Raw genomic sequence first — 22025 nt, 5'->3', positions numbered from 1 at the left:
GCGGATACTGGAACAGTAACAAAGGAAGAAGCGGCGCAACTGCAGCAAGATAAAGCGAAAAAAGAAGCAGCGATTAAAGAACAGCAAAAAAGTGAAGAAGAGAAAAAGAGAATAGCACAAGAACAGTTGAAAAATGATAAGGAAAAAAAAGAAGCATTGATTAAGGAACAGCAAAAGAGTGAAGAAGAGAAAAAGAGACTAGCGCAAGAACAGCAAAAAAATGATATGGCCAAAAAAGAAGCGGTGATGAAGGACGGTCAAAAGAAAGAAGTAGCAAAGCCAGTTGTACAAGGTGAAAAATTGCCAAACACAGCATCTAATAATGCAGCAATGATGGCACTAAGTGCGTGCTTTGTAGGGATAGGGACATTATTTGGTTTGAAACGTCGTAATAAAGTTAAGGTGTAAATAAAATATTGTCCTATAAAGAATGGGATAATTTCATATATTAAAAATGGTAGGTTATTCCTACCATTTTTGGCATGGAGGGATGAAACATGAAGTTACTCAATTATATCGGTATCATATTGATGGCGATAGGACTATGTATGGGATCATATTACGCTATGGAATGGTATAAAGGAAAAAGCTCTGCTCAACAATTAACGAAAGAAGAACTAAAGAGCCTTGAAAATATACAACATAATCAACTTGCTTACGAAACACCTGTAGCTTCCCAAGTACCTTCATCTCAAACAGAACATAAAGAAGGAGAAAAGGTTGCACTATTACATATACCGAAAATAAAGAAGAAGTTTTCTATATACTGGGGAGCGAATGAGGTAACGCTGAAAAAAGGAGTTGGAATGTTCGTTAGTGATTTAACGACAACGCCATCTGGAGGGGGACATACGGTACTAAGTGGGCACCGGGATACGGTATTTACAGATTTAGGAGAGTTGAAAGAAAAAGACACTCTTGTTTTAGAGTATGATAATAAAACGTACACATACGAAATTCAAAAGATATGGATTACCCATGCGGATGATCGTACTGTTATTATAAAAAAAGAAGAACCGATATTAACACTGACGACTTGCTATCCATTTGATTATATAGGTGATGCACCAGATAGATATATTATCGAGGCGAAGTTAAAGGCTAGTTATTCGAAATGAAGTTGTAGTTTTTGAAAGCGAGAGGGGGATATATGGGTTATGTCAAAAAATATTTTAATTGTGGAAGATGAAGATATTTTGCGTGAAATATTAAAGGATTATTTTTTGAGTGAGCAATATGTAGTGTTTGAAGCGAGGGATGGGAAAGAAGCTTTAGTCGTATTTGAGCAAGAAGAGGTGGATTTAGTTATTTTAGACATTATGTTGCCGGAACTTGATGGGTGGTCCGTTTGCCGAAGAATCCGTAAGACATCCGAGGTTCCTATTATTATGCTGACGGCGCGTGTAGATGAAGATGATACGTTACTTGGATTTGAACTTGGGGCGGATGACTATGTGACGAAGCCGTATAGTCCACCCATTCTATTAGCAAGAGCGAAACGATTGTTAGAAAGTAGAAAAGCATTGAAGAAACCTTTAGAGAACGAAGATGATACGTTATCGATTCATGGCATCCACGTCCATTTTCCGTCACGTACTGTTACTGTTGATGAGGCAGATGTTAGTTTAACGCATACGGAGTTTGAAATATTAGTGTATTTCATGAAAAACCAAGGAATTGTACTAACAAGGGAACAATTAATTTCAAGAATTTGGGGATATGAATTTGCTGGTGATGATCGAACGGTTAATAGTCATATTCGTAATTTAAGAAATAAATTAGGAGAGAAAGCAAAGTACATTACAACTGTAGTACGAACAGGTTATAAATTTGAGGGAAATGTATGAGAAAAGGGATTGTACTAAAATTATTTACTCTCACAACAGCATTATGTATGTTAATTTTAGCGACGATATTTATTGGACAAACGATATTTTTTAAACAATATTATGCGAACCGAAAAGTAGAAGATATTAAAGTGAATTTAAATTCCTTTGAGAAGAATTATTTGAACTATGCAGGAAGTGCAGAAGGAATTCAGAAACTGGAGCAAGACTTTTTTCGGGAAAATAATACGTGGATTACGACATTAGATCAGAATGGGAATTTAAAACATGTGGATGATTTTTATTTTGAAGTAACAATAAATCGTATGCAACAAAAGAGCTTTGGACAACAAATATTCAAGATTCCCTTAGGTAATCTCGTCAATATAGAGGAGATTGATAATAAATCATCAGGGCATTTTTTAGAACAAGAAATTTATTTTTCTGGCGTGCAAAAAGATGATAGTTATATTCCATTCTCTTTCTCGTTAGGCAAGCAAAATTTAAGCGGATCTAATAAACCGTTAGAAAAAGCATTTCAGGAGAAAATGAAATTAGATGAGGAGAAAAAGAGAGCGGCTCAAGAACAACTTATTAAAGAAAAGAAACCAGCTGTCCAGGAAGAATCTGCTCAAGAATTAGATGCTTACATAAGTGGGCGTGTTACGAAAGTTCAGCTTCCTGATGTAACAGGTCCTATAAATCCAATTTATAAAAATAGCATCTTCTTAGATAACATAAAAGAATTTCAAACTAATTTATTATTAAAAGAGAGCAAGCAAATACAATATGCAATACAAACAATGGACTATGAAAAAAATGATATTAAATATAAATTATTAATCAAGCCAACAAAAGAAAAAGATGGATCAGTAACTTATATATATGCGATGGCTTCTTTACAGCCTGTAGATGAGGCTGTACAAATGGTGCAAGATTACTATATCTACATCATTGCATTTGTAGTCGTTCTCATTTTTCTCACTTCGTTCTATTACTCTAAACAAATTGCAAAGCCGTTATTAAAAATAAATGATACGACGAAGAAAATAGCACACTTAGATTTCACAGAACAAATACCGATTACTTCAAAAGATGAAATTGGTGATTTATCAAAAAATATTAATGTATTATCCAATAAGCTCCATTCGCATATTGGACAGCTAGAACAAGATATTGAAAAGGAAAGAAAGTTAGAAAATACGCGGAAAGAATTTATTTCTGGTGTGTCCCATGAATTGAAAACACCCCTCAGTATTATGAAAAGCTGTATTTCTATTTTAAAGGACGGGGTAGCTGAACATAAAAAAGAGTATTATTTTCAAGCAATGGAACGAGAAGTAGATAAAATGGATACGTTAATTTTGGATATGCTTGAGCTAGCTAAATTTGAGTCAGGTACATATAAAATGAAAAAGGATGCATTTTATATTGATACAGTAATTGAAGATATATGTGAACACCTTTCTGTGGAAATAGAGAAAAAAGAACTGCATGTGCATAAAAATATATGTTCATTTGAAGTAGTTGCAAATCAAAGTCGGATTGAACAAATCATCGTGAACTTCATTACGAATGCTATACGTTATACACCAAATAAAGAAGATATTATGATTTCTACAATAGATGAGAAGGACCGTATAAAAGTGTGTATTGAAAATAAAGGTACTCACATTGAAGAAGAGCAATTAGATAAAATTTGGGATCGTTTTTATCGCGTGGATGCAGCTCGCAAGCGTTCACAAGGTGGAACGGGGCTTGGGTTAGCTATTTCTAAAAATATTTTAGAATTACACGATGCTGAATATGGAGTAAAGAATACAGAAGACGGTGTATTATTTTACTTTTACTTACCGAAAAAAGCGTAGATGGCACATGCTACGCTTTTTTTAATTTATTTTCATATTATCTTTACCTAATCTTTATTTTTAAGCGATATAATCTGGTTAGAAAATGAGGTTATGTAAGGAGTCGATGAACCGTGCATAGCAATTGGCTAAGTATAATGGTATTTATTTTCTTTTGTGCATTTATTGTATTTTTAATTGATATTACGATATGAAAAAAAGAGCGCTTATTAAGCGCTCTTTTTCTTCGAATTCAGTTGATAAGCATTGATGCTTTTGAATAAACGTGGTGAAGTAAGAAATAAAAAGATAAGTAAAACGGTACATAGAATATAGGAACCAATCATTACACTACCGTTTACAATTAATGAATATAGGACAGCTGATTGACCTTTCGGTGCATATTGTCCCCAGAAAATAATACCGGCGATAAAGTGACAGAAATAGCGAGCAAAGCTACCAACAAATGTAGCAACAATAATGTAACCAATAACTTTCTTTCCTTCGTTTTGTTTTTGTGAAGGTTTGTCTTTACGGCTACCTAAACTGGATTGTTCTAAGCTATTTTCATTGGATGTTAAAAGGGCTTTTTGAATTGGACGGTAGAATAAACCAGCAAATCCAATGAATGCAAAAGCAACGAAGTATTCAATTAGTACTTGAATTGGTGTGACGATAATAGCATCGCCTACGACAATTTGTAATAATCCCCAAATTAAGCCTCCTAAGAAAGCCATTTTGAAGCCCCAGCGGTATGCGATAATAAAAATAGGAATCATAGCAAATGAAATGGAACCGCCTGTTGGAAGTTTGATTGATATTGGTAAAATGTCGATGACCAAGGCGAAGGCTGCAAGAATTGCAGATTCGATCATCGCTTGTAAATTGGTGTTACGCATGTTGTCTCCCCCTAAATCCAAGTTGTACAAAAAAGAATAGATATCATAGGAGGATACGAAATACGTAAATAAAAAAGAGATGTGTATTTCGGACGTTTGCACAATCCCTGCGTTAGCATTAACTAACAGGTTCGAAGGGTCGGAACGAAGTGTTCCCTCTCAGCGGCATGGCTCCCCCTGTGATAACGAGATTCTTTATTTGCTATTGTTTATTGTAAGCGAAATGGATGAGAATGGCAAACGAATGTAGTATGACAATTATTGAAATAGAATTGTAGTGAAATGTTAATAAATATGAAGCAAAAGGGTATAGTACAAGAGAAATAGAGTGTGCTATAATTTTTTTGAAAATAATTATCATTCTCTTCTGAGGGGGAAGGTTATGAGCTTAGTAGATATTAAAATTGGTGAGAGAGTGTTAGTAAAAAGTGTTCAGTCTTTAGATCAGTTATTAAAGCGTAGGCTAGCTGCTTTTGGTCTCGCGGAAGGAAGCGAACTTCGTTTGAAACAGAAAGCGATGTTTAAAGGTCCTTGTACATTGGAGTGTCGTGGACAGTTAATTAGTATTCGTCATTGTGACGCGAAAATGATAAAGGTGGAATTAGCGTGAATAAGGTAGCTTTGCTAGGGAATCCGAATACAGGGAAGACATCATTATTTAATGCACTTACTGGTTCTTATGAATATGTAGGAAACTGGAGCGGTGTAACAGTAGAAAAGAAGGTTGGTAAATTAAAAGATAAGCAAGGAACCTTAATTGATTTACCAGGTGTTTATGATTTAAATCCAGTTTCGCGTGATGAAGGTGTCGTTACGAATTTTCTATTAACAGATGAATTCCATCATATGTTAAATATAGTGGATTCTTCACAATTCGAGCGAAACATGCATTTAACTTTGCAATTACTTGAATTTGGAAAGCCAGTTTCAATTGGATTAAATATGGTTGATGTGGCAAAGCAAAGAGGCATTGTAATTGATGTAAAACGATTATCAGAACGATTAGGTGTAACAGTCGTTCCTGTTGTTGCAAGAAGCGGAAAAGGCTGTGAAGAACTACTTGCGACTCTTAAAGAAAATGACAAAAAAGAGAAAAAGCCATTCATTATTTCATATGGTGTACAAATGGATGAAGGTATTGGCGAGGTAATAGCTCTTTTAGAGACAGCGAATTATAAGCATCCAAGATGGTTAGCTCTTCAATTTTTAAGCAATAACGAAGTAGTAGAAAAAGAAATGAAAGCATTACCAATTTATAAGGAACTTGTAGCCATTCGATCTCGCTTAGAAGGAAAACTTGATTGTACGTTGGAAGAGCATATTTACAAAACTCGTGAAGCGTATATTGAAAAGTTAAAAACAAATGTTATGCAGCATGAGAAAGAAGGAAAAATTCCTTTTTCGGAAAAAATTGATAGATTAATTACACATAAAATTTTAGGACTTCCAATCTTTTTAGCAGTTATGTTTTTTATTTTTCAGGTTACGTTTACGTGGATTGGTACACCTTTATCGGATATATTAGATGGCTTTTTTGGTGGACAGCTTACGGATTGGGTGACAGCTGGGCTCTCAAGTGTTGGAGCTTCTGATTTTATTCAAGCACTCATTACAGAAGGTATTATTGCTGGTGTTGGTGCAGTATTAGTATTCGTTCCACAAATCTTTGCACTATTCTTTTTCATTTCATTATTAGAAGACTCAGGATATATGGCGCGAATTGCAGTTGTTATGGATAGAATTATGGAGTTCTTCGGTTTAAACGGAAAAGCGTTCATTCCGATGATTATCGGTTTTGGATGTAATGTTCCAGGTATTATGGCAGCGAGAACGATTGAACAAGAAAAAGAACGTTTACTTACAGTGCTTGTAACACCGTTTATGTCTTGTTCCGCACGTTTACCTGTATATGCATTATTTGCGGGAGTGTTCTTCCCTCATAGTCAGGCAACTGTTGTATTTTCTTTATATGTTGCAGGTATTGTTCTTGCATTACTCGTTACAAAAATTATGTCTCTTACAATTTTAAAAGCAGAAAAGTCTATTTTCGTCATTGAACTACCGCCGTACCGCGTGCCACAAGCGAAAACGTTATGGCTCAGCACGTGGGAGAAAGGGAAAGGGTTTGTTCGTAAAGCAGGTACATTCATCTTCGGTGGTTCTGTTGTCATTTGGTTATTAAACTATGCAGGTCCATCAGGATTTGGTGTTGATATGGGAGACAGTTACTTAGCGATGATTGGTGGATTTATCGCACCGCTATTTGCACCGCTTGGATTTGGAACGTGGCAAGCTGCTGCATCCCTTTTAACAGGATTTTTAGCGAAAGAAGTTGTCGTTTCTACAATGGCAATTATTTATGCGGTGAAAGAAGATGTGTTAGGAAATGTAATGGGGGCACATTATACGGCGCTATCAGCATATGCATTTATGTTCTTTATTTTATTATATGTTCCGTGTTTAGCGACAGTAGCCGTTATTAAACGTGAAACAGGATCAGCGAAGTGGACGATTTTCTCTGTCGTGTATCCACTCGTTGTTGCTTATGTATTAACGCTTATTATATACCAAGTTGGATCCTTACTCGGATTCTAGAAGGAGATGTATTAGGGTGATGGTCAATATTATAATTGGAGCTATCATTTTTGGTTATGCAGCATACACGTTAGTTAATTTTGTAAAGAGAAGTAAAAAGGGAAAATGCGCAGCATGTTCTTTAAATAAGTCATGTCAGTCGCAAACTTGTAGTCCGGATATGGAGCAAGTTGCTCATAAATAGCAAAAAAGCTTTGCGAATTTCGCAAAGCTTTTTTTGTTTTACTTTTTAATTTTTACAAGTTGAGAAGCTTCTACTCCATTTGCTCCAGGTAGCTCTTTGCTTGGGTCTTTATCAAATTTCAAAATACCTACAGATTTTTCTTCACCTTTTACATTTACATATGTTGCATCATCAACGATAGCAAACATATCTGCATAAGAACGGCCATCACCGATAATTGTGTTGCCTTCATATTTTAATTTTGCTCCATCAAGCGTAGCGTTTTCTACCTTCTCTTTTGCGAATAGCACGCCTTCGTCTGCTGTTACAGCTGGCAATTTATCGATTGCCTTTGTATCATCATTTTTACCGACTTTTTTAAGTAGTTCTTTCTTAACGAGTTCATCACCAGTTTTCTTATCCATTACAAGTACTTTTTTACCCTCTAATGTTGCCATTTTCATTTTATAGAAGTCTTTTTCTTTTACTTCTTTCTTATTTTGATCTGTAATTTTTTGAACTTGTTCTTCTGATCCGTATAATACTAAGCCGTTCGCTTTCTCTCCTAATAAAGAACAACCTGATAATGCTCCAAGTGAAATTGCTGCTGCTAATCCGATACCTACTAATTTTTTCATGATGATTTCTCCTTTTACATGTTTTATTGTAAATACAGTTTTTGTATTAGTTCTGAAATGATGAGAAGCTTGTTTGTTGCTTCTGGTATTAGTGTATAAGAAATATCGGAATGCAACTATCGAGTTAGCTTACAGTAACATTACACTTATGTAATTTAGTGAAAGTGCACAAAAGTAAGTTAATTTTAAAGAGAAATAATGAGGATATATTAGAAATACAATATTGTATCAAGAATGTCATATTATATTGGCTGTATTTTGGAAATAACATGTAAGGACATCTTAGTTTTGTTATAATAAACACATAGGTTGTAAAAATGAATATTCTTTACTGTAAAGGGAGATTTTTCAGTTTTCCAAGTAGTGAATTTGAAATATGAGGTATATCATAGGAGGAATTTGGATGTCTGTATTTAAACGATTAAGAGATTTAACTATGTCGAATGTGTATTCATTAATTGAAAAAGCGGAAGATCCAGTTAAGATGACGGATCAATATTTACGCGATATGCAAGCAGATGTACAAGAAGCTGAGAAAAGTGTAGCAGCTCAAATCGCACTTGAGAAGAAATTCAAAATATTATTTGAAGAGCAAGAAGCACTTGTGAAAAAACGTGAAGAGCAAGCTCATATGGCTGTTCAAGCAAGCAATCTTGACCTTGCGCGTCGTGCTCTTGAAGAAAAACAAAATGCAGAGCAAAAGATGAATGAATATAAAGCAAGCTATGAGCAAAATAAAGCTGCCGCTGATAATCTTCGCCTGAAGCTAGAAGAAATGCGTAAGCAATTAACAGAGCTGAAAAATAAACGTGAAACACTTGTAGCACGTGTAAATGCAGCGAAAGCACAAAAGAATATTAATCAAGCGATGTCTGGATTTGATTCAAATTCAGCAAAAGCTGGTTTAAGCCGTATGGAAGAAAAGGCTCTTCAATTAGAGGCTGAAGCAGAAGCAAGCGGCGAAGTGTACAAAAAAGAAAAGTCATTAGATGATGAATTTGCAAGCTTAAACAAAAATTCTGCTGTTGACGATGAATTAGCTCGTATTATGAAGCAGTATGAGAAATAATATAGAATAGACAAAGAAACCGACATGTCTGAAGAGAATTCATGTCGGTTTTCTATTATTTTTTTAGAGGAGGTTTTGCAATGACATGGACAAATGTATTAGCCATGCTTGTATGGACTGGAGCAAGTGCAGTACTTTTATTTGCAATTATGTGGGTTGATTCAATTTTTACTAAGTACAATGATTTAAAAGAAATAAAGAGTGGGAATACAGCTGTAACAACGCGTTTCGTTATGAAATTGTTCGCGCAAGGGTACATTTTATCTCAATCCATAACGAAAGCAAATGACTTATGGCAAGCGCTACTTGCATCAGCAGTTTCTTTTGTTATTTTATTAGTGGTAGAAATGTTTATCGAATTTGTGCTAAAGAAAATGGCTGGCTTAGATTTAGAAGAAGGTACGAAAGAAGGCAGTGTTGCGCATGCGATGTTGGCCGGATCATTACATATCGTTGGTGCACTTATTTTAGGTGCTTGTTTATAAAGAGAGAAGGAGGGGTAAATCATGAGTTTATTTAAACGAATTAAAAATATAATGAAGAGCCCAGAGCCACCGAAACCAGAAAAAAGTTTGTTAACGTTAGCTCCTGGCGATATGATTGAAGTTTCATTAGTTATGTACGAATTAACTGGGAAAACGAGTATGCATTCTCGTAAAGAAATTGTTTTAACGCTGCAAGACGGGAAAGATATTCGTTATTTAAAAATTGAAGACCGTGAAAATACGTATTACAAATTATATACACCCATTGATGGTCGCTTAGATTCGATTGATGAAATTCCGACGACAATTGAAATGGATGATACAGAGTACCATATGGAAGAGCAATATAACGGACGTGTTGTTGTGATGGGGAAAACACCATTCTCTGCTTCAGAGGAACAGCATGTATGGGAATTCCAATCCGATAACCGAAAATTATTGCGTATTGAATGGCAAAATGGTCGCACAATGATGTATGAGGGAGAAGCAATTATTCCTGCTGATGTACAAATTATAAGAGCAACGTAAGGGGGCGTAATCATGTCAAACCGATTGTTTACCATGATTAAATCGTTCGTGATCCCTATACTTGCTATCGTTACATTACTTGTTGTTGCTGGATATGCCTTATCAGGTTGTCAAGGCGGGCAGACAAAGTCGATTCAAGATCGTTATCCACTTGAGTCTGTTGCAAAAGAAGGTAAACAAGAATCTTACGTGTATAGGGCCGCCAATCGGTCAGTTCCTGAAGTCGCGAAGGAACTTATAGCCGAAAGGAAACCGAAGCAAGCATCTAAAGAAGACGAAAATCAAATGTTCCTCGTTTATTCTGATAAAATGTATAATTTGCAAAAGGATAAAGAGAAACCATCTGATACGTTAATTGAAGTAAGCAATGAAGAATTTGTCCGTCAAAATTACCAACCATCCTTCCTGCAAGGATATATTATGGGAAGTATTTTAAATGATATATTCGGTTCACGAAAATCATCATACGGTGATTACCGAGGATATAATGACAGACAAAATCATAAGCCAGTTGTTCCAGAAAGACCGCCTACGAAAGAAGAAAAGAAAACACCTCCTCCAATTACGAAGGAAGGGAAAGGATCTATCATTAAGCGAGGCGATAATGTAGATTCGAAATCTTCTGTAGGAGATACAGGAAGTATTACGAAAAAAGGAAGTAGTACCCCTCCGCCGTCTACTGGAAGCAAAGGGACAATCACAAAAACACCAGGTGGCTCGAGCGGATCAGATGTGAAGCCGAAATCATCTATTAAAACGCCGCCAAAAAATACATCTCCCCCAAAAACGAGGGTTGGTGGTTCAGGAAAGATTACGAAAAGAAGGTAGTTATAAAGACCGGAAAGTAGAATTTGCTTTTCGGTCTTTTTTTTGTTATGGAAATTAATTCCTTGTAGCTGGTACAATTAAGTTATAAGGAGGAGGTTATTATGACTCTATATAAAAGGTTTAGTTTGATTATGTTCCTCGTCTTATTTCTCAGTTTGTTTATTAGCACAACGATGAAATTTCATTTTGTAGTTGGTGTTCTATGGATATTATGTACATGTACTCTTTTTCTATATGTTCCGCTTCGTTTTCAACAAGAAGTGCCCGCCTTTCAAAAATATGTAGTATGGATTAAGAGAGGGGGAAGGTGGGGAGAGTAAAAATATATTAGCGATTATTAGAATATATTGATCGCAACTTAATAATAAGAAGAGGGTGTGCCAAATTGTTGGCACACCCTCTTTATCCATAATGATTAATGAATATCACGTTTCTTAAAGTTACCGCCTTTTACTTCTGCTACGTCATAAACTGTAATAAAGGCATTTGGATCGATTTCATTAATCAAGTCTTTCATTTTACTTTCTTCTAAACGGTTAATTACACAAGAAATTTCTTTAAATTTCTCTCTTGAATAACCGCCATAAACTTCATTGTACGTTGCGCTTCGGCCTAAGCGATCACGAATTGTTTCTACCATTAATTCAGGCTCTTTTGTAATGATTTTAAATGCTTTTGAACCACTTAAACCAACTTCAACGATATGAATCACTTTCGAAGCGATAAAGTAAGCAATTGCCGAAAGGATAGCTCCTTGAAGACCGAATACTGTTGATACGAAAATAAATACGAACATGTTTAAGAATAAAATAAGGTCACTCGTTCCAAATGGTAACTTACGAGAAAGTAATACAGCTAGCATATCGATTCCATCTAACGCGCCGCCGTTACGTAATGCTAGTCCCATACCGAAACCGATAATAATACCACCAACAACTGTAACAAGTAATGTATCACCTTCAATAATAGCTGGTATTCCGTGCATGACAACGGTACCGATTGCTAATGAAGCGATCCCGATAATAGAATAAATTGCAAAACTTTTACCGATTTGTTTATATCCTAACCAAACGAAAGGAATGTTAATAACTGCGATTAGAGCTCCTAATGGCAATCCAAATAATCTTGAACTAACGATACTTAAACCAGTTACACCACCGTCGGATACGTTATTTGGAATTAATACCGCTTCTAATCCGTATGCTGTGATAAATGCCCCAATAATAATCATCAAAGCTTTTGAAGCGATTTTTAGCTTATTGGGCTTGTTTTTGATAATTTTCTCCATGTAATTTCCTCGTTTCAAACTAGTTTCTTATTTGTTACGTAATTCACACCTAACTTCCATTTTAACATTTAATTTGAAAAAATTCTCCTTTAATGGATGTATGCAGGAAACATTATTATTAAAATGTTATGGAAATAAGTATAAGAAATCCCATCCTTTCAAAGGATGGGAGGTTATTAAGAAATGATAAAACTAAGTACAGATAGGAGTAAAAAGAATCCTAAAATAGCTCCGCAAACTTTCATATGACGTTTACGTCCCATCACAACAATTGCGACATACTCACGAATCATTGCATTAGGCCAGTAATAAAATGCAGTTTTTGATCCAATTCCTTGGCTATTAAGACCAGCTTGTCTGGCATATATACCAGCGCGGAAAAGGTGGAAATTATTCGTTGTAAAAATACTTCTATACTTACCTTCAGGTTTTAAAGAATCCATAATTTCTTTAGAGAACGACATATTTTGATATGTGTTTACAGAGCGATTTTCTTGCACTGTATGTTCAAGCGGAATTCCTTTTTCAATCGCATAATTTTGCATCGCTTCTGCCTCTGGGAGGCCTTCATCTGGACCTTGTCCACCAGAGAAAATGATTGTTGGTGGTGTATTTACAGCGACTTGTTTCCAGTAAAAGTCGATTGCCTTATTAATACGACTTGCAAGTAAAGGCGGTACTTTATCATTAATTAAGCCGCTACCAAGAACGATGATGAAATCTTGATTACGCCTTGGCCTGTTGAATTGATATAGAAAATAAGCGCTTAAGAAATTAGATAAGTGTATAAAGAAATATACAGTTATAAGAGAAATTCCAACAAAGATAGGTTGGAAATGCGGTGAGAACAAACTTGCTGGATTTAGGATAGGGATTAACATCATGAATAAAATCCCTAAAGCAGCAAGAAGTGTTAAACAGTTAGTAAAACGTCTGCCTTCTCGTTGCATTAAAATTCTCGCATTAAGAAATAACCCAAACATTAAAGCAACAACACCGAAAGGAATCAGAACGATAAGTGCTAAGGTAGGTAAAAATATAATGTAGCGTAGAATATCACTATCCGAGTAATAGGATGCAATCATGCAAAAAACAAGGAAAAAACAGAAAAAGGCATTAAATAAAAAACCATTTATTATTTTCCGTGGATCTTTTAAATAAGAGGTAAGAAAAATAATAAACAATATAAGAGGAATAATTCCAAAATACATAAATAGTGTACACCCCAATTTGTATAATAATTTGACATACCCTTTATATTACATGATTTTATAATTGAAAATGAAAGGAAAGATGATTTTGAATTTTCTCAATAAAATATAAAGATACATATGTTAAAATATATGTAAGGCGATATGTTAAAAGTAAAATGGTTGAAGAGACACTCTATGGAGTGTCTTTTTTTTTGGTATGTAATTGTGCATATTGTATTTATTTTCAGAGGAAGAGGATTAAAATGTAAGTGGTAGACAGGCTTTATAAAGCAGAATTTCGTACAAACATTTCCCTCTACTTTTTGTATCTAACAATCGTATAACAATAAAAAATTCTGTTTTATAGTGTTTGTTTATGAAAGGTGTCTTCTTTGAAGGCACCTTTATGTTGTTTCATGTAGATACTTTTCACTGTTTATATAGTGGAAAGTATCTATACTAAACATTAGCAATCTTCCGTATAAATATTATCAATTTACTATATATTCCAGTGGTGTTAACCTACATATGAAAGGCTTTCTTTTTCAAAATATTACCCCTAATAAATTTTTGAAGAAGTCAACGGTCTCCAAAATTGCCATTCATGCTTAGCGAAAAAGAATCCTTCTGGATTCTTTTTTGTGTTCGACATAATGTGACAAAATATATTTGAATAATTTGTTATATTGTTAAATGGTTATTATAGGAAAGAGAAGGAGACTCAATTATGGGATTAAAAAAATTAATTTTAACAGGTGCAATTGTTGCAACTACAGCATTTACTTCAATTGGAACAGCGCAGGCAAGTGTAGATTTTAAAGATGTTCCAAACAATCATTGGTCTTATAAAGCAATTATGGATTTAGCAAATAAAAACGTTGTTGCTGGATACGGAAATGGGATTTTTGGATTTGGTGATGATGTAACACGTGAGCAAGTTGCAGCTCTTATGTTCCGTCATTTAAAACCGACAGTAAAAGAACAGTATAACAATCCGTATAAAGATGTTACGGATCGTTCAACTATGTTTAAAAAAGAGATTCTTGCTTTAACAGAGATGGGTGTATTCGTTGGAGATAACACAGGGAAATTTAGACCGAAAGATTCGTTAACTCGTGAAGAAATGGCGCAAATTTTGACAAGGGGATTCCAATTGCAAATAAGAGGAGATCATAATTTCCCTGATGTAGATAGAAATGGATGGGCGAATCCTGCGATTACTGCAATTAAATCAAATTATATTACGGCTGGAACTGGTGATGGTAAATTCGCACCTAAAATGCATGTAAGTCGTGAACAATACGTTCAGTTCTTATATAATGCAACGTTACCATTTGAAGAAAGACCAGGAGCGAAACAACCACAACCAGAAGTGAAGCCAGAAGTAAAACCTGATCCGAAACGTTTTGCTAACTGTAAAGAAGCAAACGATGCTGGATATTATGATATTACAAGAGACAGCCCGTATTATGGTAAGCATTTAGATCGTGATGGCGATGGAATTGCTTGTGAAAGAAATAAAAAAGGTAAATAAGAAAAAGCACTCAATCTGAGTGCTTTTTCTTATTGAAACATGCTATTTTTTTAGGCGCCTTTCATAAAATAAAAGTAACGAAATGAAAGTAGGTGACAAAATGCCGTCAGTTGTGGAAGGTGTTATTATTGAAAATTGTAACGGAACAATTAACTTAGGTGATAAATATAACGTGCAGCCAATTGAAAAAACGAAAGCTTATAATGGATCAGGATCATCCAATACTGGAAAAACAGTACAAACATTTAGTGGTATTAGTACAGCAGATGTAAGGGATAGCGATGCGAATGATCAGGGAATACAATTTACTTTATAGATAAATATGTAAAATTGCATAAAATGATGAACTTGTCCTGTGCTACAATTTAGCTGTGAGCTGTTAATGATTCTTCTGTATTATAGTTGTTAGATTAGAAATATAACATCTTATCGAAAATCATACGTACAAAAAAAGACACTTCAAGCGAAGTGCCTTTTTTTATTTTAGTGATACCCTTTAGCAGAGTCTTTATGAATTTTATTTTTAAAGATACTGTAGCTCCAAAGTTGATATCCAATAACAATTGGTACCATAACCATTGCAACGAAGAACATAATTTTTAAGTTTAACTGACTACCTGCCGCGTTGTATAACGTTGTGCTGTATGCGTCGTTAATACGTGACGGTAACATTCTTGGGAACATGCCCGCAAAACCAGTCGTCATAAACATCGCGATTGTTAAGCAAACGAATGTGAAGGCAAGACCGATTTTATGTTTGTACACCATAATAAGTGCGAGTACACTCATTAACATAGCAAGTACTGGAAGAATGAATAGTACCGGATACTCTGTGAAGTTTTGGAATAAGTTTGTACGATTGGCAGTTGCTACATAGAAAATAGCTAAAATGATAGCAGCTGCCATTGAAAATGGTCTTGCAATTTTATAAGCACGATCAGATACTTCACCAGTCGTTTTGATCATAACCCAAAGGGCACCAGATACGACGAATATAGCAGTGAAGAATAGGCCACCTAAAATACCGTAATGATTTAGTAAGCTAAGTAAATTTCCTTCATAACCATTTTTTCCGATTTGTAGTCCGTAATAAAGGTTAGCGAACGTAACTCCGAATAAGAATGCGATTAGGAAACTACCAATTGTAAATGCCCATTTGCAAGTTTTTTGCCAAATTGGTGAATCGTCTTTATGCATAAATTCAAGCCCGGCAGCACGAGCAAACAGTGCGAGTAATACTAAAAATAGTGGTGTATATAGGTAACTAAACATATTTGCATACGTGATTGGGAAGGCAGCAAATGTTGCACCACCAGCTGTAATTAACCATACTTCATTACCACCCCAGAATGGGCCGATTGCTTCTTGTAATTGATTTCGTTCTTGTCGGTCTTTCGCAACGAAAGGAAAAATCATTCCGTTACCAAGTGCATACCCATCAAGAATGAAGTAAACTGTCCAAATTACGCCCCATAAACCGAACCAGATGATCGCAAGCATATCATGAGACATGAGCTGTACCTCCTTCAGTAGCAGGCTCTTCTAATGCAGCAGGTCCTTTTTTCGCGAACTTTAGCATTAAGTATACGTCTGCAATTAAGAGTAGAGTATAGAATAATATTAAACTAATTAATGAGAACCAAATTTGCGGAACAGATATAGGTGATACAGATTCTGCTGTACGCATTAGTTTATAAACTGTCCATGGTTGACGACCTACTTCGGCAACAATCCAACCAGCGTTAATTGCGATATATGGTAGTAAAACAGACCACATTGTAATTTTTAAATAACGGTTTGAGTTTTCTAGTTTTCCTTTTCGGTTTAAATAGAAGCCATACCAAGTTAATGCCATAAAGAACATACCAAGTGCAACCATTAAGCGAAAGCTATAGTACACGAGGTTAACGTTTGGACGATCTTCTTTCGGAATATCTTTTAAACCAACAATTTCTCCATCAAATGAGTTTGTGTAGAAGAAACTTCCTAGTTTCGGAATCGTAAGGAATTCAAAGTTTTTTTCGTTTTTTACATCAGGAATTTGAACAATCGAGAAGCCTTGTCCTTTTCCAGTTTCCCAAACTGCTTCCATCGCAGCTCCTTTTGCTGGTTGATATTTAGCTGCGGATACACCAGATTGATGTCCCATAAACGGTGTAACAGTTGCGGCGAATAAGCCTAACAGTAAACCAAATTTGAATGATTTTTTGAAGAATTCCACTTCGTTTTTACGTAATAAATGATAGGCACTAATTGCCATAACGAAGAAAGCACCAACGATATAACAACCAATTACAGTATGGAAGAACATGTTCCAAGCATATGGATTTGTAACAAGTGCCCAGAAGTCATTTAATTCAGCGCGGCCATTACGTACGACGTAGCCAACTGGATTTTGCATAAAGCCGTTTGCTGTAATAATCCAAAGTGCGGAAATATTTGTTCCAAGTGCAACCATCCACATACAGAAGGCACGGAACTTTGGTGAGATTTTGTCTTTACCGAATAACCATATTCCCATGAAAGTAGATTCTAAGAAGAAGGCAACGAGTGCTTCGATTGCGAGAGGTGACCCAAAAATATCTCCCATATATTTGGAGTATTCAGACCAGTTTGTTCCAAATTGGAACTCCATCGTAATCCCGGTTATAATCCCCATGACGAAGTTAATTGTAAATAATTTACCCCAGAAATTTGCCATTTTGCGGTATGTTGGATTCAATGTGCGGGCGTATTGCGTTTCCATACATGCCACTAAAATAACAAGTCCGATTGTCAAAGGTACAAATAAAAAGTGATAAAAAATAGTAATTGCAAATTGAAAACGACTCAGTAACAGAACGTCGGACATAATAAATGTTCACTCCTTTTTTACATTATCTACAATTAGTTTATAGTGAAAATAGGAGTATAGTATGTGAGACTTGTTACAAAGCTGTGTGTATATTTTGAAAGAATTATGTCGGTTATCTGAAAATATATTGCTTTTATAATAATGCAATATACTTTTTGTGTTTTTCATATTTTGGTACACTGTTTATGTAGTGTAAATGAGAGAAAAGAGGGTCCATTACTATGAAGTCATTAGAAGAGATTATGCAGTACAATGAAAAATTCGTTGAAGAGAAGAAATATGAAGAGTTTGTAGCAGGGAAATTTCCAAACAAAAAGATGGTAATTATCTCTTGTATGGATACACGTCTTGTTGAACTATTACCGAAAGCAATGAATATGCGTAACGGTGATGTGAAAATTATTAAAGTAGCAGGCGCTGTTATTTCACATCCTTTCGGAAGTATTATGCGTAGTATTTTAGTTGCTGTATACGAGCTTGGTGCTGATGAAGTATGTGTAGTTGGTCACCACGATTGCGGTATGGCAAAAATTCAAGCGAGCAGCACAATCGAGAAAATGAAAGAACGCGGTGTAACAGAAGAAAAATTAGATACACTTCGTTATTCTGGAATCGATTTAGAACAATTCTTACGCGGTTTCTCTAGTGTAGAGGAAAGTGTAGAACATAGCGTATCAGTACTCCGTAACCATCCGTTACTTCCTGAAGAAGTACCTGTTCATGGTCTTGTTATTCACCCTGACACAGGAAAATTAGATTTAGTTGTGAATGGCTACGATAATTAAGAATTTACTTTGTCATCCTTTTTATCTGGGACAGGATCAAATCCTCCCGGGTGGAAAGGGTGACATTTTAATATACGCTTACAAGTTAGCCAAAAGCCTTTCAGGGCACCATGCTTTTGAAATGCTTCTAATCCGTAATGAGAGCAAGTTGGATAAAAGCGGCACGTTGGTGGCGTCATCGGAGATATGAACTTTTGATAAAAGCGTATAATCCCAATAAAAATCTGTTTCATAATGGTCTCCTTTTCAGCATAGTCTTAAAGTATTATAGCACGACTGTACATAATACTTTACTAATGTTGATTTCCGTTATATCATATTGGATATAACGGAATTAAATTAAAAGCGGGAGAGATGTTGTATGCCATCAGTAGAAAGCTTTGAATTAGATCATACGATTGTAAAGGCACCTTATGTAAGACATTGCGGAGTTCACAACGTAGGTAGTGACGGTATTGTAAATAAATTTGATATTCGTTTTTGCCAACCAAATAAACAAGCAATGAAACCAGATGTTATTCATACGTTAGAACATTTATTAGCATTTAATTTACGTAAATATATTGATCGTTATCCGCATTTTGATATTATCGATATTTCACCAATGGGCTGCCAAACGGGATATTATCTTGTAGTAAGCGGAACACCAACAGTTCGAGAAATCATTGATTTATTAGAACTAACATTAAAAGATGCGGTTCAAATTACAGAAATTCCAGCTGCAAATGAAACACAATGTGGCCAAGCGAAGCTTCATGATTTAGAAGGAGCACAACGCTTAATGAACTTCTGGTTAAGCCAAGATAAAGATGAACTTGAGAAAGTATTTGGATAAAGTGAAACTGCCTGTGAAAGGGCAGTTTTTTTATTTGTAGAAATGTATGTATGAAGAGTATTGACTTTAACGTATACGTCAAAGTTTATAGTAGAGATAAATAAAGTAAAGGGAGGAAATGATGGATAAGTATAGTATTGGCGAAATTTCAAAAGAAACGAATGTAACGACGAGAACACTTAGATATTATGAGGAAATTGGGTTGTTAAAACCGTCGTACGTTGCGGATTCAGGATATCGTTACTATTCAAAAGATGATGTAATTACATTGCAGCAAATCACAACTTTTAAAAAGCTTGGTTTTAAGCTTTCAGAAATAAAAGAAGTATTAAAAGAAGAAAAGGGGATTTTAGAAGAAGAAAGATGGAAGAATGCGATTCAAAATGAAATTCAAACGATACAAGGGGAAGTAAAAAGATTACAGGATTTAGAAAAGCTACTATATACAACATTTCATTCTATTGAATTAACAGGAGAGCTTAGAACAGAAGATTTAATGTTATTTATAAAATCCGTACAGGGAATTGATCAGAGGAAGAAATTTTGGAAAAGGTATTTTAATGAGGAAGAGCAGCAGATTATTCAGGGTTTACCAACATTTGAAGAAAATGATAAAAGAACGAAAGAGTGGTTGCAAGTATTAAGAGAAATTCGCGAGCGTATAAATGAACCAGTAGATTCACCAGAAGTTCAACAATTGGCGGAAAAAGTAGTGGGTTTTTCCATGCATGTATTTCAAGAAGATGAACAATTAATAAATAAGTATTGGGAATTAATTAGACCTGAAGAGGGAGAGATTGCGAAAGTATATGGACTTGATTCGGAAACAATGAAGTATATAGATGAAATAGTAGAGTATTATTTGAAAAAGGAGGAAGATAAATGACAGCTATGCAAAAAGAGAAGCTATATGGAAAGGAGCACGCGCGATTAGAGCGGCAATACTTTTATAAACATGTGGGTATTTTCATTCTTGCACAGCTTTTATTTATTCTTGTCATAGGGCTTGTACCAGCTCAAGAGTTACCAAGTGGATCTTATATTTTTCATATGAAAGAATGGATTTTGAATAAACAAATAGGCTTTTATCAAAATGAAACAATTAATACCATTGTCAGTGTTTGGACATCGGTACTTATGATTCATTTTATATGGGCGATGTCTTACATTCTTTTTCCAAAAAAGAAACGTAGCTCTTCAAAACAAGAAATACGACAAGAGGTAAAAGAAGAAGTGCAAAAGAAAAAGGAGATTAGTACAAATAGGGCGTGGCTGTATTTAGTATTTGGCGGCTTAATCGAAATATATTGGGCAACAGGATTAAAAACAAATTCGATGAGTATTTTGACACTTATTGCAATTTTAGTTAGCTTTCATCTATTAATTGAAGCGACGAAAAGAATCCCAATTGGAACCGCATATGCAGTATTTACTGGAATTGGGACAGTTGGAACGATAGTAGTAGATATTGTGTATTTTAAAGAGCCATTTTCGTTTATTAAAATTTTCCTTGTTTGTTTATTAGCACTATTTATTATCGGATTGAAATTTAGTGGCGACAAGGAAGAGGTGAAATAAAATGGCGTGGATGTATTTAATTATAGCCGGGCTCCTTGAAATTGTCGGTGTAATTGGGATAAAGAAAGTAGCAAAAGATAATAATTGGACGAATAATATTATTTTAATAGGTGGCTTTATTATTAGTTTTCAATTTTTAACGATGGCGCTTCAAGAAATTCAGTTATCAATTGCATATGCAGTTTGGACTGGAATTGGGACGCTTGGTGCAGCGGTTGTCGGTATTTTATTCTTTCAAGAGCCGAAAAATGCTTTTCGGATTATTTGTATTATTGGAATTATGGGGACGATTATTGGATTGAAAATGGTGAGTTAAAGAAGAGCTGAAATGCTCTTCTTTTTTTATGAAAGTATACTAGACACCCCAACATACAAAACAAAGGCAGAACCGAGAAAATAAACAAATGCTTTTGCTTTTTGCCGCCCTTTTATTTCATCAATTCCAAAAAGGATAAACATATAATCCTCCTTTAAAAGAACATTTTGAACTACCCCCACTTAACACTCTAACGAGCTGTTTGAAGTGGGGGATTCCTACGAACACTAAGGTATCCCTCAGTTTTATGAGTAGGCAATCCCCGTAATCCCTACGGTTAGGAGCCTTATGGCCTCTTTTCTCAGATTTTCCGCTGCATTCACATCTCTATCATGATACATATCACAAGAAGGACACTTCCATTCACGCAGGTTTAGGCTTTTCACATCTTTATTTTTGTACTCGCAATGCGAACAGATTTGGGAACTAGCGAATGTTTTTGACACCACAATCACTTTTTTCCCATACCAGCATGCCTTATACAACAACATCGCTTTGAATTGTGACCATGATACTTCTTGAATCGCTTTCGCTAGTTTGTGATTCTGTAACATATTCGATACTTGCAAATCTTCTATCCCAATCACATCGTGGTTTTTGAGGATCCTTGTAGAGAGTTTTTGCAAGTAATCCGTTCTTGCATTTTTGATTCGTTCATGAATACGAGCGACTTTCATTCGCTGTTTATGCCAATTCGCTCCGCCTTTTGTACGTCTAGATAGAATACGCTGGGCATGAGCGAGTTTCTTTTCTAATACCCGAGA

At 35.2% G+C, this 22025-nt stretch carries 27 protein-coding genes, 1 pseudogene and 1 riboswitch; of the genes and pseudogenes, 19 read left to right on the top strand and 9 right to left on the bottom strand.

Annotation, left to right across the window (positions count from 1 at the left end):
* The 4 genes from MR113_RS22540 to MR113_RS22525 form a co-directional block, all read left to right on the top strand.
* A partial coding sequence (locus MR113_RS22540; RefSeq protein ID WP_242256937.1) for an LPXTG cell wall anchor domain-containing protein occupies positions 1 to 408 on the top strand: 408 nt, incomplete at its 5' end.
* 89 nt (positions 409 to 497) lie between these two features.
* Positions 498 to 1118, top strand: a complete 621-nt coding sequence (locus tag MR113_RS22535) for a class D sortase (protein ID WP_242256936.1) — start codon at positions 498 to 500, stop codon at positions 1116 to 1118.
* A 39-nt stretch (positions 1119 to 1157) separates the two neighbouring features.
* Positions 1158 to 1847 carry a response regulator transcription factor gene (locus tag MR113_RS22530; RefSeq protein WP_242256935.1) on the top strand — a complete coding sequence of 230 codons (690 nt, stop codon included), beginning with the start codon at positions 1158 to 1160 and terminating at the stop codon, positions 1845 to 1847.
* Complete coding sequence (locus tag MR113_RS22525; RefSeq protein ID WP_242256934.1) at positions 1844 to 3694, top strand: sensor histidine kinase; 1851 nt, start codon at positions 1844 to 1846, stop codon at positions 3692 to 3694. The genes MR113_RS22530 and MR113_RS22525 overlap by 4 nt, the downstream gene beginning before the upstream one ends.
* Positions 3695 to 3903: 209 nt before the next feature.
* Here MR113_RS22525 and thiT read toward each other — a convergent pair whose 3' ends face one another.
* Complete coding sequence (thiT, locus tag MR113_RS22520; protein WP_001246566.1) at positions 3904 to 4572, bottom strand: energy-coupled thiamine transporter ThiT; 669 nt, start codon at positions 4570 to 4572, stop codon at positions 3904 to 3906.
* 86 nt (positions 4573 to 4658) lie between these two features.
* Positions 4659 to 4760, bottom strand: a riboswitch (TPP riboswitch).
* Between the two features lie 194 nt (positions 4761 to 4954).
* Here thiT and MR113_RS22515 point away from each other — a divergent pair.
* The 3 genes from MR113_RS22515 to MR113_RS22505 are packed head-to-tail and all read left to right on the top strand — an operon-like array spanning position 4955 to position 7351.
* Entirely contained in the window at positions 4955 to 5182 is a 228-nt protein-coding gene (locus tag MR113_RS22515) for a FeoA family protein (RefSeq protein WP_242256933.1), read from the top strand.
* A complete protein-coding gene (feoB, locus tag MR113_RS22510; protein ID WP_242256932.1) occupies positions 5179 to 7167 on the top strand; it encodes a ferrous iron transport protein B in 1989 nt (662 codons plus the stop codon). The genes MR113_RS22515 and feoB overlap by 4 nt, the downstream gene beginning before the upstream one ends.
* Positions 7168 to 7183: 16 nt before the next feature.
* Entirely contained in the window at positions 7184 to 7351 is a 168-nt protein-coding gene (locus MR113_RS22505) for a FeoB-associated Cys-rich membrane protein (RefSeq protein ID WP_000989599.1), read from the top strand.
* A 38-nt stretch (positions 7352 to 7389) separates the two neighbouring features.
* Here MR113_RS22505 and MR113_RS22500 read toward each other — a convergent pair whose 3' ends face one another.
* Positions 7390 to 7968, bottom strand: a complete 579-nt coding sequence (locus tag MR113_RS22500; RefSeq protein ID WP_242256931.1) for a lipoprotein BA_5634 family protein — start codon at positions 7966 to 7968, stop codon at positions 7390 to 7392.
* A 403-nt stretch (positions 7969 to 8371) separates the two neighbouring features.
* Here MR113_RS22500 and MR113_RS22495 point away from each other — a divergent pair, with 403 nt between their 5' ends.
* The 5 genes from MR113_RS22495 (at position 8372) to MR113_RS22475 (ending at position 11198) form a co-directional block, all read left to right on the top strand.
* Positions 8372 to 9037: a PspA/IM30 family protein gene (locus tag MR113_RS22495; RefSeq protein ID WP_000110287.1), complete on the top strand. Its 666-nt coding sequence runs from the start codon at positions 8372 to 8374 to the stop codon at positions 9035 to 9037.
* A gap of 80 nt (positions 9038 to 9117) precedes the next feature.
* Positions 9118 to 9522, top strand: a complete 405-nt coding sequence (locus MR113_RS22490) for a DUF350 domain-containing protein (protein ID WP_061677558.1) — start codon at positions 9118 to 9120, stop codon at positions 9520 to 9522.
* Between the two features lie 21 nt (positions 9523 to 9543).
* Positions 9544 to 10050 (top strand): DUF4178 domain-containing protein, encoded by a 507-nt coding sequence (locus MR113_RS22485; protein ID WP_000051749.1) that lies wholly within the window; start codon positions 9544 to 9546, stop codon positions 10048 to 10050.
* A gap of 12 nt (positions 10051 to 10062) precedes the next feature.
* A complete protein-coding gene (locus tag MR113_RS22480; protein WP_242256930.1) occupies positions 10063 to 10878 on the top strand; it encodes a DUF4247 domain-containing protein in 816 nt (271 codons plus the stop codon).
* A gap of 101 nt (positions 10879 to 10979) precedes the next feature.
* A complete protein-coding gene (locus MR113_RS22475; protein ID WP_242256929.1) occupies positions 10980 to 11198 on the top strand; it encodes a hypothetical protein in 219 nt (72 codons plus the stop codon).
* 95 nt (positions 11199 to 11293) lie between these two features.
* Here the strand turns inward: MR113_RS22475 and MR113_RS22470 are convergent, their stop codons facing one another.
* Both MR113_RS22470 and MR113_RS22465 read right to left on the bottom strand, forming a co-directional pair.
* Positions 11294 to 12166, bottom strand: a complete 873-nt coding sequence (locus MR113_RS22470) for a YitT family protein (RefSeq protein ID WP_097816536.1) — start codon at positions 12164 to 12166, stop codon at positions 11294 to 11296.
* A gap of 176 nt (positions 12167 to 12342) precedes the next feature.
* On the bottom strand, positions 12343 to 13377 hold the full coding sequence (locus tag MR113_RS22465) for a YdcF family protein (protein WP_242256928.1): 1035 nt from the start codon (positions 13375 to 13377) through the stop codon (positions 12343 to 12345).
* Positions 13378 to 14086: 709 nt separating this feature from the next.
* Here MR113_RS22465 and MR113_RS22460 point away from each other — a divergent pair.
* Positions 14087 to 14893: an S-layer homology domain-containing protein gene (locus tag MR113_RS22460; protein WP_242256927.1), complete on the top strand. Its 807-nt coding sequence runs from the start codon at positions 14087 to 14089 to the stop codon at positions 14891 to 14893.
* 82 nt (positions 14894 to 14975) lie between these two features.
* Complete coding sequence (locus tag MR113_RS22455; protein ID WP_270731395.1) at positions 14976 to 15209, top strand: spore germination protein; 234 nt, start codon at positions 14976 to 14978, stop codon at positions 15207 to 15209.
* Positions 15210 to 15376: 167 nt separating this feature from the next.
* Here MR113_RS22455 and cydB read toward each other — a convergent pair whose 3' ends face one another.
* Positions 15377 to 16405, bottom strand: coding sequence for a cytochrome d ubiquinol oxidase subunit II (cydB, locus tag MR113_RS22450; protein ID WP_061677536.1), 1029 nt, complete (start codon positions 16403 to 16405; stop codon positions 15377 to 15379).
* Positions 16395 to 17744, bottom strand: a complete 1350-nt coding sequence (gene cydA, locus MR113_RS22445; protein WP_242256925.1) for a cytochrome ubiquinol oxidase subunit I — start codon at positions 17742 to 17744, stop codon at positions 16395 to 16397. The genes cydB and cydA overlap by 11 nt, the downstream gene beginning before the upstream one ends.
* 224 nt (positions 17745 to 17968) lie before the next feature.
* Between cydA and MR113_RS22440 the strand changes: the two genes are divergently transcribed.
* Positions 17969 to 18532 carry a beta-class carbonic anhydrase gene (locus tag MR113_RS22440; RefSeq protein ID WP_061677533.1) on the top strand — a complete coding sequence of 188 codons (564 nt, stop codon included), beginning with the start codon at positions 17969 to 17971 and terminating at the stop codon, positions 18530 to 18532.
* Here the strand turns inward: MR113_RS22440 and yidD are convergent.
* Positions 18529 to 18765: a membrane protein insertion efficiency factor YidD gene (yidD, locus tag MR113_RS22435; RefSeq protein WP_000809334.1), complete on the bottom strand. Its 237-nt coding sequence runs from the start codon at positions 18763 to 18765 to the stop codon at positions 18529 to 18531. The two genes, MR113_RS22440 and yidD, sit on opposite strands and share 4 nt — an antisense overlap.
* 128 nt (positions 18766 to 18893) lie before the next feature.
* Here yidD and luxS point away from each other — a divergent pair, with 128 nt between their 5' ends.
* From luxS to MR113_RS22415, 4 genes are all read left to right on the top strand, one after another.
* Positions 18894 to 19367, top strand: a complete 474-nt coding sequence (gene luxS, locus MR113_RS22430; RefSeq protein ID WP_001141371.1) for an S-ribosylhomocysteine lyase LuxS — start codon at positions 18894 to 18896, stop codon at positions 19365 to 19367.
* A gap of 121 nt (positions 19368 to 19488) precedes the next feature.
* Positions 19489 to 20253, top strand: coding sequence for a MerR family transcriptional regulator (locus MR113_RS22425; protein ID WP_242256924.1), 765 nt, complete (start codon positions 19489 to 19491; stop codon positions 20251 to 20253).
* Complete coding sequence (locus MR113_RS28515; protein WP_313895086.1) at positions 20250 to 20945, top strand: DMT family transporter; 696 nt, start codon at positions 20250 to 20252, stop codon at positions 20943 to 20945. The genes MR113_RS22425 and MR113_RS28515 overlap by 4 nt, the downstream gene beginning before the upstream one ends.
* Before the next feature lies 1 nt (position 20946).
* The gene (locus MR113_RS22415) at positions 20947 to 21261 is read left to right on the top strand and encodes a DMT family transporter (protein WP_242256923.1); all 315 of its coding nucleotides are present in this window, start codon (positions 20947 to 20949) and stop codon (positions 21259 to 21261) included.
* Positions 21262 to 21287: 26 nt separating this feature from the next.
* On the opposite strand, the pseudogene MR113_RS22410 reads toward MR113_RS22415, so the two are convergent.
* Positions 21288 to 21404 (bottom strand): annotated as a pseudogene (locus tag MR113_RS22410) (YczI family protein); the annotation flags it as partial.
* 102 nt (positions 21405 to 21506) lie between these two features.
* Positions 21507 to 22025, bottom strand: a 519-nt coding sequence (locus tag MR113_RS22405; protein ID WP_242256922.1) for a transposase, incomplete at its 5' end; no start/stop codon positions are given.

The organism is Bacillus cereus group sp. BfR-BA-01379 (genome assembly GCF_022663605.1).
GTDB lineage: Bacteria > Bacillota > Bacilli > Bacillales > Bacillaceae_G > Bacillus_A > Bacillus_A mobilis.
This window is presented reverse-complemented; position numbering and strand designations above follow the sequence as displayed.